13 protein-coding genes are annotated in these 14,848 nt (G+C 63.1%); 7 read left to right on the forward strand and 6 right to left on the reverse strand.

The window, feature by feature from the left end; all coding sequences use genetic code 11:
• Genes K1X80_RS18380 through K1X80_RS18400 form a run of 5 tightly spaced genes read left to right on the forward strand, consistent with a single transcriptional unit; the run spans window position 1 to window position 5,140 of the window.
• A complete protein-coding gene (locus K1X80_RS18380; protein ID WP_115128584.1) occupies window positions 1-1,011 on the forward strand; it encodes a branched-chain amino acid ABC transporter permease in 1,011 nt (336 codons plus the stop codon).
• Window positions 1,008-1,757 (forward strand): ABC transporter ATP-binding protein, encoded by a 750-nt coding sequence (locus tag K1X80_RS18385; RefSeq protein WP_057441609.1) that lies wholly within the window; start codon window positions 1,008-1,010, stop codon window positions 1,755-1,757. Before K1X80_RS18380 ends, K1X80_RS18385 begins: the two co-directional genes overlap by 4 nt.
• Window positions 1,757-2,452 carry an ABC transporter ATP-binding protein gene (locus tag K1X80_RS18390; RefSeq protein ID WP_120733574.1) on the forward strand — a complete coding sequence of 232 codons (696 nt, stop codon included), beginning with the start codon at window positions 1,757-1,759 and terminating at the stop codon, window positions 2,450-2,452. Before K1X80_RS18385 ends, K1X80_RS18390 begins: the two co-directional genes overlap by 1 nt.
• A gap of 13 nt (window positions 2,453-2,465) precedes the next feature.
• Window positions 2,466-3,740 carry a Zn-dependent hydrolase gene (locus K1X80_RS18395; RefSeq protein ID WP_198830955.1) on the forward strand — a complete coding sequence of 425 codons (1,275 nt, stop codon included), beginning with the start codon at window positions 2,466-2,468 and terminating at the stop codon, window positions 3,738-3,740.
• On the forward strand, window positions 3,737-5,140 hold the full coding sequence (locus tag K1X80_RS18400; protein ID WP_198830954.1) for an amidase: 1,404 nt from the start codon (window positions 3,737-3,739) through the stop codon (window positions 5,138-5,140). Before K1X80_RS18395 ends, K1X80_RS18400 begins: the two co-directional genes overlap by 4 nt.
• 56 nt (window positions 5,141-5,196) lie before the next feature.
• On the opposite strand, the gene K1X80_RS18405 is transcribed toward K1X80_RS18400, so the two are convergent.
• A complete protein-coding gene (locus K1X80_RS18405; protein ID WP_198830953.1) occupies window positions 5,197-6,705 on the reverse strand; it encodes a M10 family metallopeptidase C-terminal domain-containing protein in 1,509 nt (502 codons plus the stop codon).
• Between the two features lie 232 nt (window positions 6,706-6,937).
• Between K1X80_RS18405 and K1X80_RS18410 the strand changes: the two genes are divergently transcribed.
• Entirely contained in the window at window positions 6,938-7,801 is an 864-nt protein-coding gene (locus K1X80_RS18410; RefSeq protein WP_057960108.1) for a LysR family transcriptional regulator, read from the forward strand.
• Window positions 7,802-7,851: 50 nt separating this feature from the next.
• Complete coding sequence (locus K1X80_RS18415; RefSeq protein ID WP_057441621.1) at window positions 7,852-8,856, forward strand: LacI family DNA-binding transcriptional regulator; 1,005 nt, start codon at window positions 7,852-7,854, stop codon at window positions 8,854-8,856.
• On the opposite strand, the gene K1X80_RS18420 is transcribed toward K1X80_RS18415, so the two are convergent.
• The 5 genes from K1X80_RS18420 to K1X80_RS18440 form a co-directional block, all read right to left on the reverse strand.
• On the reverse strand, window positions 8,853-9,578 hold the full coding sequence (locus tag K1X80_RS18420; protein ID WP_128593331.1) for an SDR family oxidoreductase: 726 nt from the start codon (window positions 9,576-9,578) through the stop codon (window positions 8,853-8,855). The genes K1X80_RS18415 and K1X80_RS18420 overlap by 4 nt on opposite strands.
• A gap of 77 nt (window positions 9,579-9,655) precedes the next feature.
• Window positions 9,656-11,188, reverse strand: a complete 1,533-nt coding sequence (locus K1X80_RS18425) for an FGGY-family carbohydrate kinase (RefSeq protein WP_115128588.1) — start codon at window positions 11,186-11,188, stop codon at window positions 9,656-9,658.
• 2 nt (window positions 11,189-11,190) lie between these two features.
• The gene (locus K1X80_RS18430) at window positions 11,191-12,270 is read right to left on the reverse strand and encodes an alcohol dehydrogenase catalytic domain-containing protein (protein WP_115128589.1); all 1,080 of its coding nucleotides are present in this window, start codon (window positions 12,268-12,270) and stop codon (window positions 11,191-11,193) included.
• 72 nt (window positions 12,271-12,342) lie between these two features.
• Window positions 12,343-13,335: an ABC transporter permease gene (locus K1X80_RS18435; RefSeq protein ID WP_115128590.1), complete on the reverse strand. Its 993-nt coding sequence runs from the start codon at window positions 13,333-13,335 to the stop codon at window positions 12,343-12,345.
• Window positions 13,301-14,809, reverse strand: a complete 1,509-nt coding sequence (locus K1X80_RS18440) for a sugar ABC transporter ATP-binding protein (RefSeq protein ID WP_057960112.1) — start codon at window positions 14,807-14,809, stop codon at window positions 13,301-13,303. The genes K1X80_RS18435 and K1X80_RS18440 overlap by 35 nt, the downstream gene beginning before the upstream one ends.
• Window positions 14,810-14,848: the final 39 nt, after the last annotated feature.

The raw sequence follows: 14,848 nt of genomic DNA on the forward strand, positions 1-14,848 counted from the left end.
ATGAGCGAGAAAAATCCCCTGCCGTTTGCTAAAACTCAATCCAAGGCCATGTTGCTGTGGGTGCTGGCGGTACTGATCGGCCTGCCGTTGATCCTGCCCTCGGCAACCCTGGCCACCGAGATCCTGATCTTTGCCCTCGCCGCCCTGGCCTGCAACCTGTTGCTGGGCTACACCGGACTGCTGTCGTTCGGCCAAGGCATCTTCTTCGGCGCCGGTGCCTATTGCGCCGCCTTGCTGATGATCCACTTGCAACTGGGCCTGTTCAGCGCGCTACTCGGCGCGGCCCTGGTCGGCGGGTTCCTGGCCTTCCTGGTGGGCGCCCTGGCGATCCGCCGCACCGGCATCTATTTCGTGATGCTGACCTTGGCCTTCAGCCAGATGGCCTACTTCCTGGCCTACACCCTGAGCGACTGGACCGGTGGCGACAACGGCCTGCTCAGTGTGCCGCGCCCGGAAATCCGTATCGGTGACACAGTGCTGCTGTCCCTGGCCGACGCCCGGGTGTTCTATGGCTTTGTCGCGGTGCTGTTCCTGCTGATCTTTATCGGCGCGCGCCGGGTGATCGCCTCGCCGTTCGGCAGCACGCTGATGGCGATCCGCGAAAACGAAACCCGCGCCTCGGCCATCGGCTACGACACGCGCCACTTCAAGATCCTGGTGTTTGTGCTGTCTGGCGCGGTCACCGGGATCGCCGGGGCGCTGTACGCCATGCTCCTGCACTTTGTGCCGCTGTCCAACATCGACCTGGTGATGTCGGAAAACATCCTGATCATGACCATCGTCGGCGGCACCGGCTCGCTGTTCGGCTCGTTGCTGGGGGCCGGTTCCATCGTGCTGCTGGGGGACTTTCTCTCCGACCTGTGGCCGCGCTGGCTGATGCTGCTGGGGGTGATCCTGATCCTGGTGGTGATCTTTATGCGCGGAGGCTTGTGGGGCGGCCTGTCGGCGCTGTTCGAACGTGTGCGTGGCAGCCGCAAGGCCGCCGCCGTGACCAAGGAGGAGCTGCTATGAGCATCCTGTTGGAAACCAAAGACCTGGAACTGGCCTACGGCGCCTTCCATGCCGTCAACGGCGTCAACCTCAAGGTCGAAGCCGGCACCATCCACACCATTATCGGCCCCAACGGCGCCGGCAAGACCAGCCTGTTTCACTGCCTGACCGGCGAACGCCAGGCCACCGCCGGGGCGATTCATTTCGACGGCCAGAACCTGATGCGCAAGCCGGCCCACAGCCGCGTCGGCCTGGGCATGGCGCGTTCGTTCCAGCTCACCAGCCTGTTCCAGAACCTCAGCGTGCGCGAAAACCTGCGCCTGGCCGCCCAGGGCCGTGACGGCGCACGCGCCCTGAACTTCTGGCGCCGCGTGGACAGTAAGCGTGAACACCTGGAGATGGCCGACCAGGTCCTGGAGCGTCTGCAACTCACCGCCCGCGCCGAGACCCTGGCCGGCGAGCTGTCCCACGGCCAGCAGCGTGTGCTGGAGGTGGGCATGTCGATTTGCTCCAAGCCCAAGCTGTTGATGCTCGACGAGCCCACGTCGGGCATGGGCATCGACGACATCCCAATCATGACCCAACTGATCAGCGACCTGGGCCGCGACCATACGGTGCTGCTGATCGAGCACAACATGAGCATCGTCATGTCCATCAGCCAACGCATCACTGTGATGAGCCACGGGCAGATCCTGGTCGAGGGCACACCGGAATTCGTGCGCGCCGACGAGCGCGTGCGCAGTGCTTACCTGGGGGAGGCCGCCTGATGCTGACCGTCGACAATATCCATTCCTACTACGACAAGAGCCACGTCCTCGAGGGCGTGTCCCTGACTGTCAATCCCGGCGAACTGGTGACCCTGCTCGGCCGTAACGGCGCCGGCAAGACCACCACCCTGCGCAGCATCCTGGGGATTATCTGCCCGCGCCAGGGGCAGATTCACTTCAACGGCAAACCGCTGGTGGGGCAGAAAATCTTTGAAATTGCCCGCCAGGGATTAGCGCTGGTGCCGGAGAACCGCGGGATTTTCCGCCTGCTTACGGTCGAGGAAAACCTGCGCATTGCCGTGCGCAAGACCAGCCGTTGGCAGATGGAGGACGTGTACACGATGTTCCCGCGCCTCAAGGAGCGGCGCAAAAACGCCGGGCATGCGTTGTCCGGTGGCGAGCAGCAGATGCTCGCCATCGCCCGCGCCCTGCTCAACGATCCCAAGCTGCTGATCCTCGACGAACCCACCGAGGGCTTGGCCCCGGTGATCGTCGACGAACTGGTGAAGATCCTGCGCAAGATCAAGGACGACGGCCTGCCAGTGCTGCTGGTGGAGCAGAACCTGTTGGTCTGCGACAAGCTCGCCGACCGCCACTACGTACTCGAACAGGGCCGCGTGGTCTACGAAGGCAGCGCCGAGGCGTTTCGCGCCGACCCGACGATCAAGAACCGCTACCTGGCCCTGAGTGCCTGACCGGAGACTGCTGATGAATAGTTTTGCGCAACCGCTCCAGAGCAACGCCCCGCTGATCAACCGCGACCGCCTGTGGCAATCCTTGATGGACCTGGCCCAACTCGGCGCCACGGCCAAAGGCGGCGTGTGCCGCCTGGCCCTGACCGACCTCGACCGCCAGGCCCGCGACCTGTTTGTGCAGTGGTGCACAGCGGCCGGGTGCAGTGTCAGCGTGGATGCGATCGGCAATATCTTTGCCCGCCGCGCCGGGCGTAACCCCAACCTGCCACCGGTGATGACCGGCAGCCACATCGACACCCAGCCCACCGGCGGCAAGTTCGATGGATGCTATGGGGTGATGGCCGGCCTGGAAGTGATCCGCACCTTGAATGACTTGGGCGTGGAAACCGAAGCGCCGATTGATGTGGTGGTGTGGACCAACGAGGAAGGCTCACGCTTCCCGCCGTGCATGATGGGCTCGGGAGTGTTTGCCGGCAAATTCGACCTGCAGGAAACCCTCGACAAACAGGATGAGCAAGGTCTGTCGGTGGGCGCCGAGCTGCAGCGCATCGGCTACGCCGGCCCGCGTGCGGTGCTCGGGCACCCGGTGGGCGCCTACTTCGAGGCGCATATCGAACAGGGCCCGGTCCTCGAAGATCAGGCCATCACCCTCGGCGTGGTCATGGGCTGCCTGGGCCAGAAGTGGTTCGACCTGACCTTCACCGGCGTCGAAGCCCACGCCGGCCCCACGCCCATGCGCCTGCGCAAGGACGCCCTGGTGGGTGCCGCGCAGGTGGTCAGTGCGGTCAACCGCATTGCCCATCAACAGCAACCCCACGCCTGCGGCACGGTCGGCTGCCTGACCCTGCATCCGGGCTCGCGCAACGTGATTCCCGGCCAAGTGCAGATGACCATCGACCTGCGCCACCTGCATGCCGACAAGCTGCAGGCCATGGTCGATGAAGTGCGTGAAGTGATCGAAGCCACAGCCAAGCAGCATGGTTTGAGCTATGAATTGACGCCCACCGCCGACTTCCCGCCGCTGGACTTTCATCCGACCTGCGTCAACGCCGTGCGCGATGCCGCCCAGGTGCTGGGCCTGAGCCACATGGACATTGTCAGCGGCGCCGGGCACGACGCAATTTTTGTCGCTGAACTGGGCCCGGCCGGGATGATTTTTGTGCCGTGCGAAGGCGGTATCAGCCACAACGAAATCGAAAACGCCGCGCCGGATGATTTGGCCGCCGGCTGCGCGGTGCTGCTGCGGGCCATGGTCAATGCCGCGCAACAGGGAGGTGACGCAGCATGACGCAGATCGCCAACCTGACGGCTGTAGAACTGCTGGCACGCTACCGGAATAAGAGCCTGTCGCCGGTGGAAGTGACCGAAGACACTCTGCTGCGCATCGAGCGCTACAACCCGGTGGTCAACGCGTACTGCCATGTCGACCCCGAGGGCGCCTTGAACGCCGCACGGGCTTCGGAGCAGCGCTGGTTCCAGGGCGCGCCCTGCGGGGCATTGGACGGGGTGCCGGCGTCGATCAAGGACTTGACCCTGACGGTAGGCATGCCCACACGCAAGGGCTCACGCACCTCCTCCGCCACCGGGCCGTGGGACGTTGACGCGCCGTTTTCGGCGTTTATGCGCAAGGCCGGCGCCGTGTTGCTGGGCAAGACCACCACCCCGGAATTCGGCTGGAAAGGCGTCACCGACAACCCGCTGTACGGCATCACCCGCAACCCCTGGGACACGCGCACCACAGCCGGTGGTTCGTCCGGCGGCGCGGGTGCAGCGGCGGCGCTGAACCTTGGCGTGTTGCACCAGGGCAGCGATGCTGGCGGCTCGATCCGCATTCCCTGCGCCTTTACCGGCACCTTCGGGATCAAGCCGACCTTTGGCTACGTACCGCAATGGCCGGCCAGCTCGATGACGATCCTCTCGCACCTGGGGCCGATGACCCGCACCGTGGAAGATGCAGTGCTGATGCTGCAAACCGTGGCCCAACCGGATGCCCGGGACGGCCTGATCGGCGCGCCGCGCAACACGCCATGGCTCAAGCCGGGCACGGACCTCAAGGGCCTGCGCATCGCCTACAGCCCGGATTTTGGTTACGTGGACGTCGATCCGCAGGTGGCCGAGGTGGTCGCCCAAGCGGTCGCGGGCCTGGTGCAACTGGGAGCGCATGTCGAACAGATCGACCCGGGCTTCAGCGATCCGCTGGAGGTGTTCAGTACCCTGTGGTGTGCCGGCGCGGCGCGCCTGACCGGGCAGTTGACCGACGCCCAGTGCGAGCTGCTCGACCCCGGCCTGCTGCGCATTGCGCAACAGGGCGAACGCCTCGGCCTGGCCGACTTCAGCGCCGCCCTGGAGGCCCGGGCGGCATTGGTGGCGCGCATGGCGGCGTTCCATGAGCACTACGACCTACTGGTCTCGCCGATGCTGCCAATCACCGCCTTTGACGCCGGGCATAACGTGCCACCGGGCTCCGGGCTGGGCGAGTGGATGGAGTGGACGCCTTTCAGCTATCCGTTCAACCTCACCCAGCAACCGGCGGCCTCGGTGCCGTGCGGGCTGGCGGCCAATGGTTTGCCGGTGGGCTTGCATGTGGTGGGGGCGCGGTTTGCCGATGAGCAGGTGCTGCGGGTGTGCCAGGCGTATGCCAGGGCGTTCCCGACCCAGCATTTGCAAGCACCGCATACGCCCACCTGAAACGCGATCACCTGCAGGAGCCGGCTGACCGGCTCCGACTACAGGTTGCTGCGGGCTTAGGCTTTGATATCGGAGCCCTTCAAAGGCTGCTCACTATCAATCTTGAGCAGGAAGTCGGCGCGACGATCACCGTTCAGGTCAATCTGCAGCGTGGACTGATGGGCTTGAGCGTCGTACTCCAAAATGGCCTGTCGACCTTCACCGGTAAACCGGCTGACGAACCTCATGGGTTTTTCCGCAATGTCACGCCTCGGCGCTGATTCAACTCCATGCAGCGCTTCATCAACCACTGAAACGTCACGCTCATCCACATAAGTAGCCTCTGGCCCCGTCGCCCGCAGGTTGGACACGTCGATCTTGTCCTTGCCCGACACGAAGTCGGTGATTCGATCAGGACTCTGCGGTGTCGATTGCTGCGCATTCAAGAACAGGTAGGAGTTCCTGCCACCGCCGCCAGTCAATATGTTCTGGGTAAGGTTGCTGATAAAAATATCGTTTCCCGCCCCACCCTTGGCGTTTTCGATGGTCGTGCCCTTGGCAATGAATACATTCTTTTTCATCCCGCCGACATCCGACGGTGCGCCTTCGTTGAGATTGATCACCTGATTATCGTTAAACCCAGAAAAATCCAGCGTGTCTACACCACCACCGTCCCAGACTGTAAACACCGGAGCGTCTCTGGATGAACTCAAACGATAAGCCTCACGGTCGGCATTGGAGTTGAAGCCATAGGTGTTATCGCCCGTCCGGGTTTCGTGGTTCGCCCCGTAGAGTTTCTGGATGGCGGCCATGTCATCCACCATCGGTGTAGAGGGCTGGTAGTTGATGCCGTTTTTTACGAAGGACTGGCCAGTATGCTGCTCACTCCAGTAGCTCATGATGCTATGCCCGCTGGTGTCCTCCGCGTAGGTAGCCGTCGCGTAACTCGAACCTGTAGGAAGGCTTCTGAACGGGTGCGACAACCCCAGGGAATGCCCCAGTTCGTGGGCGGTGGTTCTGTGCCCGTCGTTGGAATGGCTGGGGGCTGTATGGACCTCATCCGATCCGGCCAGCCATATTTCAGAGGCTGCACCGAACCGTGGAATACGCGGGTTTGCCGCCAGATATCGCTGTGTCGTTTCAGAAGGCAGCGTCGTCGCGAAAGCGTTTTTGCCGTCAGCGCTTTCATTGAAGTTTCCAAAGTTGATATTGCCCTCACTCACCGCTCCCTGAGCCTGTTCGGTGAAGCGCACATTCGCCACATCCGACCATTGGTCCATGGCCTGCCGCGCTGAATCCTTCTGGGCCTGATTGAATTCACTGAACCCACTCAGGCCCAATGCCCGAAAAAACGGCCCGGCCGTCGTTCGAAACTGGTAGGTGACATCAGTTTTTCCATCACCATTGGTATCGTGCCAACGAGAATTGTCACGGGTTATCTCATCGGCGGCCTGCTCGACGGTATATGAAGGTTTGCCGTTGATTGTGCGTTCGCCACCGCGTTGATCGTGGTGAAGGACACGATCCAAGTGAGTCACGGTATTGCTGGCAAAGGGAGAAAGGTTAAACGTTGTTGAAGTCGACATGTTGCGTCTCCTTTTCACTGGTGCAGTGAAGTGGTGAGAAATGCCGGGGGACGAGCCCGCCTGGGCACATCCCAAACTAGCCCTGCACACAGCGAGCAGACATAGGCCTTTCCTTAAGGAAAGCGTGAGCCCACGCGCACGCGCTGAGCCCTGGAGCAACGCACTCATCGAAGAGGCGCGTGGTATCGTTGACACTTTTCGCGAGCACGCTCGCTCCTGCCTCGGAGCCGACATGGACATCGAACTGGCACGCACTTTCCTGGAAATCACCCGCTGCGGCAGCCTGGCCGCAGCCGCCGAGAAACTGCACGTTACCCAGACCGCCATCACCGCCCGGGTGCAAAAGCTCGAAAGCCAGCTCGACAGCACCCTGTTTGTGCGCAACCGCGCCGGGGCGCGGTTGACGGCCGATGGCGAGGCATTCGTGGTGTATGCCAATCAACTGGTGCAAACCTGGGAAGCCGCACGCCGCGACCTGCCGTTACCCGAGGGCTATCGCAATGTGTTGCATATCGGCGGCGAAGTCAGCCTGTGCAACCCGCTGATCCTCGGTTGGGCCAAGGCCCTGCGCGAACACATCCCCAGCCATGCGCTGCGCACCGAAGTGCGTGACGGGGAGTACCTGTTGCGCCAGCTGGAACTGGGGGTGCTGGATGCGGCGCTGGTGTTCCAGCCACAGTACTGGCCGGGGTTGCAGGTGGAGCAGGTACTGGAGGAAAAACTGATCCTGGTGCGCCTGGCCGCCCGCCCCGATCCCTATGTGTATATCGACTGGGGCGCGGGCTTTCGCCAGCAACACGACGCCGCCCTGCCGGACAAGGCCCGCGCGGCTGTGAGTTTCAACCTGGGGCCGTTGGCCTTGCAGTACATCCTGGAGAACGGTGGCAGCGGCTATTTCCGCACGCGGGTGGTGCAGAGCTATCTCGAGAGCGGCGTGATGGAGCGCGTGCCCAAGGCCCCGGAGTTCAGTTTCCCGACCTACCTGGTGTACTCGCGTGAGCGTGATTCGGCGATCCTGCAGCAGGCCCTGGTGCTGCTGCGCGGGGTGGTCAAGGCCGAGAGCGATTGGTCACAGCGTTGGGATCCGGTGCTTTGAACCGATGCCCATGGTAGCCTCCTGATGTTTTCTCCTGGTCCCACCTGCCGATGAACAAGAAAAAATCCGTCACCATCAGCGACATCGCCAAACGCGTCAATATGACCACCATCACGGTGTCGCGGGCGTTGAGCAAACCTGACCTGGTCAAGCCCGCCACCCTGGCGCGGATCCTTGAGGTGGCGCGGGAGCTGGACTATGTGCCCAACGCCTTTGCTCGCGGGCTCAAGCGCAGTGAAAGCCTGATCATCGGGGTGATCACCGCGTCGGTGGACAACCCGTTCTACAGCGAAATGATCAAGGCGATTTCCCGCGAGGCGAAAAAGCACGGCTACACCATCATGCTGGTGGACACCGACGAGCTGGAAGAATTGGAAAGCAAGGCCGTGGATACCCTGCTGGGTTATCGCGTGGCGGGGATTATCCTGTCGCCGGTCTCCGACGAGCCCGACTACCAGCCCGATTACCTGGAGCGCCTGGGCAACGGCAAGACCCCGGTGGTGCTGCTCGACCGCACGATCCACGACAGCCCGTTCAGCCGCGTGGTGCTGGACAACTACCACAGCGGGATCGAGGCCGCGCAGTACCTGTTGCGCCAGAACCCGGCGCTCAAGCGCCTGCTGGTACTGACCGGGCCGCAGCATTCACGCATCACCGTGGAGCGCCTCAAGGGCCTGCGCGAAGTGCTCGCCGAGCACCCCCAGGTGCAGGTCGAAGTGTGCGCCGGCGACTACACCTTGATGCCCTCCTACCTGCACACCCTCGACTACCTGGCCGCGCACCCCGCGCCGGAGGCGATCATGGGTTTCAACCAGTTGATCACCCTCGGCGCCCTGCGCGCCTTGCGCATGCACAATATCCCCCACGACAGCCTGACCATCTGCGGCATCGACCGCCTGCCGTTTGCCGATATCTTCGGCGTGCCGATTGCCTGCGTGGCCCACGATGCGTCGCTGGCCGGCAGCAGTGCGGTGCGCCTGTTGCTCGACCGCCTGCAAGACCCGCACAAACCCCGGGACAAGGTGGTGATCGCCGGCAAGCTGGAGAACGGCTAGCGGCTGGTGTAGCCGCCATCAATCGGCAGGCTGACCCCACTGATCATGCTCGCAGCCTCACTCAACAGGAACAGCACCGGCAACGCCACTTCCCGGGGCTGCGCAAAACGCCCCAGGGGAATCGCCGCCAGAGCCGGGTCGCGCTTGGCCGGGTCGGACCAGGCCTGTTGCGCCATCGGCGTGAGGGTCACGGTGGGGTTGACGCTGTTGACGCGGATCCCGAAACGTCCCCATTCGGCACATTGCACACGGGTGATCGCATCCAGGGCAGCCTTGGACGCGCAATAACCGAGGTGATCCTCCAGCGCCACCAACGAGGCCTGGCTGGAAACGTTGACGATACTGCCGGCGATACCTGCCGCGATCATCGCCGCCGCCACCCGGCTGGCGACTTGCGCGGCGGCGCGGGCGTTGACGTTCATCACGTGGTCGAAGGCGGCGCTGCTGATCGCCGCTGCCGGTTCCAGGCGCGAGATCCCGGCGCAATTGACCAGGCCGTGCATGGGCGGCAAGTCCTTGAGGGCCAGGTCCAGGGCGGCGCTGTTGGCGATGTCCAGGCACAGGGTTGCACAACCCAATTGGGACAGGGCGTGGGCATCGCGGCCGATGGCAAAGACCTGGGCGCCGCTGGCGATCAGTTGCAGGGCGATTTCCCGGCCAATACCGCTGGTGGCGCCGGTAACAAGGATGCGCTGGTGGCTGAAGTCGAAGGTGGTGGTCATGGATGACGGTCTCGAATGCAATGGAGAACCCCTGTGGGAGCTGGTTTGCCTGCTCCCAAATCTTGGTCTGTGTTCACTTAACTCATTTGCAGGCTGTGCATGATCGGTTTGAGTGCCGGATACAGCCTCAGGTAGTCGGCAAAAGCGCGGTCGTATGCCTGCACATTTTCAGCCCCAGGCTCGGCCCGCAGCTGCAACTGCACCCAGCCTTTGTCCATTTGCGCCTTATCCACCAGCCCCACCGTATGCGCCGCCAACAACGCTGCGCCCAGCGCCGCCTCCACTTCCTGGACGATGGTGTACACCGGGTAGCGGGTGACATCCGCGATAATCTGCATCCACAAATCCGAATGGCTCGCGCCGCCCACCACGATCAACCGTGGGTCCAGGGAATGGGCACCGCGCATGCCCGCCTCGATATTGTGCCGCAGGGCAAAACTCACGCCTTCGAGCACCGCGCGGTACAGGTGGATGCGGCTGTGATAGAGGTTCAGGCCGACAAAACTGCCGCTGGCCTGGTCATCCCACACCGGGCTGCGCTCGCCCATCAGGTAGGGCAAAAACAACAGCCCTTCACTGCCCGCCGGGATCTCGCGCGCGCGCTGTTCCAGCAGCCACAGGCTGTCTTGGCCGGTGGCCTGGGCCTGTTGCTCCTCGGCCTGGCAGAACTGCTCGCGAAACCAGCTTACCGAGGCACCGGCAGTAATCGCGCCGCCAAAGATGTACAGGTCCTGCTGGCCGTTATAGACATGGGGCATGCTCACCAGGCCATGGCGGGCATCCACCTGCTGGTTGAGGTAGCCCCAGCACATGCTGGTGCCGATCATCGCCACGTGGTTGCCCGGCCGGGTGACGCCGGCCGCCAGGGTCGCCATCGCCGCATCGACGCCACCGGCCAGCACCGGCATGCCCGGCGCCAGGCCCAGGCGCCTAGCCCATTCCGGCAGCAAACCGCCCACCACTTCGCCCGAATACAGCAAGCGCTCGGGCATCATTGCCAACGGGATATCCAGCGCCGCCAGCATCTCGACGGACCAGCCGCGCGCGGCCACATCATAGACCCCGCCGATATTGCCGGCGCTGCTGTGATCCACCGCCACCTCACCGGTCAGGCAGTAATTGATATAGCTGTTGGGCGGCAGCAGGTAGCGGGTGTTGGCCCAGACTTCAGGCTGGTGCTGCTTGAGCCAGAGCATCTTGGTGAAGCCGTAGTAGCTGTCCAGGGAGTTGCCGGTGACCGCGAACAGGCGCTCCAGGTCAACCTGCTCGCGGACCCAGGCCACCTGCTCGCCGGCGCGGCGGTCCATCCAGATCAGGCATGGGTGCAGCGGCTTGATCTGCGCATCCACGGCTATCCCCGAGCCGCCGTACAGGCTGCTGATGCACAGCGCCTTGACCTGCTCTTTGACGACCCCGGCCTTGCCCATGCACCCGGCCACACAGGCCTCCACCGCGTCCAGCCAGACCTGCGGCCACTGCTCGGCCCAGCGCACTTTTGGCGTGTCCACGCGATAGCCCTGGCTGTGCTGGGCAATGATCCGACCCTCACCATCCACCAACAGCGCCTTGGTGCTTTGGGTGCCAATGTCCACGCCAATCACGTATTTCATACTTATTGCCCCGGCTTGAGCAGCACCTTGATCGACTTCACCGAGTTGGCCAGGTCGAACGCTTCGGCCCAGTTATCCAGGGGGAAATCGTGGGTGACGATGCCCTTGGATGTCACCAGGCCGCGCTCGAACAGGTCGATGGCCACCGGGTAGCAATACGGCCCCAGGTGTGCGCCGCGTACGTCCAGTTCCTTGCGGTCACCGATGATTGACCAGTCGGCACTGGTCTCGGCGCCGAACACGCTGAACTCGACAAACCGCCCCAGCTTGCGGATTAAATCCAGGCCCTGGGTCACGCCGGCCGGCACGCCAGTGGTCTCGATATACACGTCGCAGCCGTAGCTGTCGGTCAGGCCGTTGATGATCGCACGGGCGTTGTCACGGGCCGGGTTGATCACCACATCGGCGCCGTATTTTTTCGCCAGCTCCAGGCGCTCGTCGACCATGTCGATCACCACCAGCTTTTTCGGGGTCTTCAGCGCAGCCACCTGGACCATGCACAGGCCCAGGGTGCCGGCACCGGCAATCACCACCACGTCATCGAGTTGCAGGTCGCCACGGTTGACCGTATGGATCGCGCAGGCCATGGGCTCGATCAACGCCGAATCCTCCAGGGACACCGACTCGGGAATCTTGTGCACGATGGCGGTCTTGGGGATGCGCATGTACTGGGCCATGCCCCCTTCGGCCACTTCGCGCTGGAAGCCGAAAATGTTGTGCACTTCGCACATCCAGTACTTGCCGGACTTGCAGAAGCGGCACTTGCCACAGGGCACGATCTGCTCGGCGATGACCTTGTCGCCGACCTTGACCTCAAAGTGCTCCTCGGCGCCCTCGCCCACTTGCTCCACGTAACCGAAAAACTCGTGCCCCGGCACCACCGGCGCCTTGACCCACGGATTGTCGCCACCCCAGAACATCGCCGCGCCCGAGTGGCATTTGCAGTCACTGGCGCAGATCCCGCAGGCGGCAATGCGGATCACCAGTTCATTGGGCCGCGCCAGGGGTTTGCTGATGCGCTCCAGGCGGTAGTCTTTCGGGCCGTGGCAGACGACGGCTTGCATTTGGCTGTGCTTATCCATGATGTACTGACCTTTATTGAAGATGAGAGAGCCCGTCGCGGCCACGGCGGCCGCGTCGAGGTGCTGGTTTTTTTACTTGTGGCGCTGACGGCTGATAAAGATCGCCAGCAAAATAATTGCGCCCTTGATCACGCTCTGCACATAGGGCGAGACCCCGAGCATGTTCAGGCCGTTGTTCAACACGCCCAACAGCATGGCGCCGAGCAAGGTGCCGACAATCACCCCGCGCCCACCGGCAATCGAGGCGCCGCCCAGGACCACCGCGGCAATCGCATCCAGCTCGAAACCGATGCCGGCGTTGGGTTGGCCACTCATCAGGCGCGAGGTCAACACCAGCCCGGCAATCGCTGCGGTCAGGCCGCTGATGCCATACACCAGCAACTTGAAGCGCGCCGCGCGCACCCCGGACAGGCGCACCGCCTCTTCGTTGCCACCGATGGCGTAGATGTAGCGACCGATGCGTGTGTGTTGCAGCAGCACGTAGGCCATCAGGTAGGTGACCAGCATGATCAGGATCGGCACCTGGATGCCCAGCAGGCTTTGGCGGCCAAAGAAACCAAACCACTCCGGCAGCCCGGAAATCGGATAACCATCGGTGTACATCAGGCCAAAACCCCGGGCGATGCCCATGGTCGCCAGGGTGACGATGATCGGCGGCATATGCAGGTACGCCACGAACAGCCCGTTACCGATACCAAAGGCCACGCCGATCAACAGGCCCGCGCCAATCGCCAGGCCCGGCGGCAGGCCCGCGACCATCAGCCCGGCGGTCAGGGTGCCGGACAAGGCCATCACCGGCCCCACCGACAAGTCGATACCACCGGTGAGGATCACGCAGGTCATGCCCACCGCGATGATCGCGTTGATCGACACCTGGCGGCCGATATTGGACAGGTTGCTGGCGGTGAGGAAGTTGTCGCTGGCCACAATCATCACCGCCGTGACCACCAGCAGCCCGATAAACGGATAGAACGCCGGCGAGCGCACCAGTCGTGCCAGGTTCAGCCGTAACCCCTGGGTACCTGCGCGGTTAATGGACGTATTCACTTGAGCCCCCTGTTGCATGGCGCATGACCTCTTGTGGGTTGACGGCGGACGCTTCCAGTACCTTGACGATGGCGCCCTTGTGGAACACGGCGACGCGGTCGCACATGCCGATGATTTCCGGCAGTTCGGAGGAAATCATGATGATTGCGTAGCCTTGCTCGGTGAGCTTGCGCATCAGCGCGTAGATCTGTGCCTTGGCGCCGACGTCGATGCCACGGGTTGGTTCATCGAACACCAGCACATCGCAGTGATGGTTGATCCAACGAGCAATCACCACTTTCTGCTGGTTGCCGCCGCTCAGGTTGAACACCCGGCTTTCGCCACTCGGCGCCTTGATCGACAGTTGCTGCATCAACGCTTCGACGCTGGCGCACTCCTTGCCCTTGTCGATCAGGCCGCTGGCGCCCTGGTACTTGTGCAGGTTGTTGATGGAGATGTTTTCGCGAATGCTGAAATCGGTGATCAGGCCTTCGCTCTTGCGACTTTCCGGCAACAGGCCGATGCCGTGGGCCAACGCCTGGGCCGGGTCGTCGAGGCTGATTTTGGCGCCGCGCAACCACACATCCTTGGTCACCGACGGCAGTGCGCCCATCATCCCCAGTGCCAGCTCGGTACGGCCCGAACCGACCAGCCCGGCAAAGCCGAGGATTTCGCCCTGGTGCAGGTGGAACTGGTTGTGGGGGCCATTGCGCTGCAACTGGATATCCCTGACCTCCAGCAGCAGCGGCCCGCGCGCGGCGGTGGGTTTGGCGGGAAAACTGCATTCCAGCTTGCGGCCCACCATCATCTCCACCAGGCGGTCAATATCGCTGTCGGCCACGTCGGTGACGCCAGCATTGCCGCCGTCGCGCAACACGCTGATGCGGTCGCAAACCTGGAAGATCTCCTCCAGATGGTGCGAGATAAAAATCACCGCCACACCCTGGCGCTTGAGTTCGCGCATGATCTCGAACAGCAGTTCGGCCTCGCTCGGCGTCAGGGTCGCGGTGGGTTCATCGAGCACCAGCAGCCGCGCCTCCAGGGCCAGGGCCTTGGCGATTTCGACAAACTGCTGCTCGGCCACGCTCAGGCGCCGCACCGGGCATTGCAGGTCGATGCTCACCCCCAGGCGCTGAAACAATGCCTGGGACGCCTCATGCATATCGCGCTTGCGCAGCAGGCCGAAGCGGTTGTTCAGCTCATGGCCGAGGAAAATATTCTCCACGGCCGTGAGGTCGGGAATCAGGCTGAACTCCTGGAAGACAATGCCGATACCGGCGGCAATCGCATCGCGATACGTCGCAAAGTGTCGGGCCTGCCCGTCAATCAGAATGCGCCCTTCATCCTGGTGCTCGACGCCGCCGAGGATTTTCATCAGGGTCGATTTGCCCGCGCCATTTTCCCCGAGCAAGGCATGAATTTCGCCGCGTTCCACCTGCAGGTTGATGGACTTGAGGGCTTGCACCCCGGGGTAGCGCTTACAGATATTTTCCAGTTGCAAAAGACTGCTCATACCGCCGACCTCTCGTTCAGAAGGATGCCCTGTGCCCCA

The sequence above is a fragment of the Pseudomonas sp. So3.2b genome (assembly GCF_019464415.1).
In the GTDB taxonomy this organism is placed as follows: domain Bacteria; phylum Pseudomonadota; class Gammaproteobacteria; order Pseudomonadales; family Pseudomonadaceae; genus Aquipseudomonas; species Aquipseudomonas shahriarae.

Bases quoted from the DNA above. Each gene is read 5' to 3' on its own strand.
- K1X80_RS18380 (WP_115128584.1), top strand. From the start codon at position 1: ATGAGCGAGAAAAATCCCCTGCCGTTTGCTAAAACTCAATCCAAGGCC.
- K1X80_RS18385 (WP_057441609.1), top strand. From the start codon at position 1,008: ATGAGCATCCTGTTGGAAACCAAAGACCTGGAACTGGCCTACGGCGCC.
- K1X80_RS18390 (WP_120733574.1), top strand. From the start codon at position 1,757: ATGCTGACCGTCGACAATATCCATTCCTACTACGACAAGAGCCACGTC.
- K1X80_RS18395 (WP_198830955.1), top strand. From the start codon at position 2,466: ATGAATAGTTTTGCGCAACCGCTCCAGAGCAACGCCCCGCTGATCAAC.
- K1X80_RS18400 (WP_198830954.1), top strand. From the start codon at position 3,737: ATGACGCAGATCGCCAACCTGACGGCTGTAGAACTGCTGGCACGCTAC.
- K1X80_RS18405 (WP_198830953.1), bottom strand. From the start codon at position 6,705: ATGTCGACTTCAACAACGTTTAACCTTTCTCCCTTTGCCAGCAATACC.
- K1X80_RS18410 (WP_057960108.1), top strand. From the start codon at position 6,938: ATGGACATCGAACTGGCACGCACTTTCCTGGAAATCACCCGCTGCGGC.
- K1X80_RS18415 (WP_057441621.1), top strand. From the start codon at position 7,852: ATGAACAAGAAAAAATCCGTCACCATCAGCGACATCGCCAAACGCGTC.
- K1X80_RS18420 (WP_128593331.1), bottom strand. From the start codon at position 9,578: ATGACCACCACCTTCGACTTCAGCCACCAGCGCATCCTTGTTACCGGC.
- K1X80_RS18425 (WP_115128588.1), bottom strand. From the start codon at position 11,188: ATGAAATACGTGATTGGCGTGGACATTGGCACCCAAAGCACCAAGGCG.
- K1X80_RS18430 (WP_115128589.1), bottom strand. From the start codon at position 12,270: ATGGATAAGCACAGCCAAATGCAAGCCGTCGTCTGCCACGGCCCGAAA.
- K1X80_RS18435 (WP_115128590.1), bottom strand. From the start codon at position 13,335: ATGCAACAGGGGGCTCAAGTGAATACGTCCATTAACCGCGCAGGTACC.
- K1X80_RS18440 (WP_057960112.1), bottom strand. From the start codon at position 14,809: ATGAGCAGTCTTTTGCAACTGGAAAATATCTGTAAGCGCTACCCCGGG.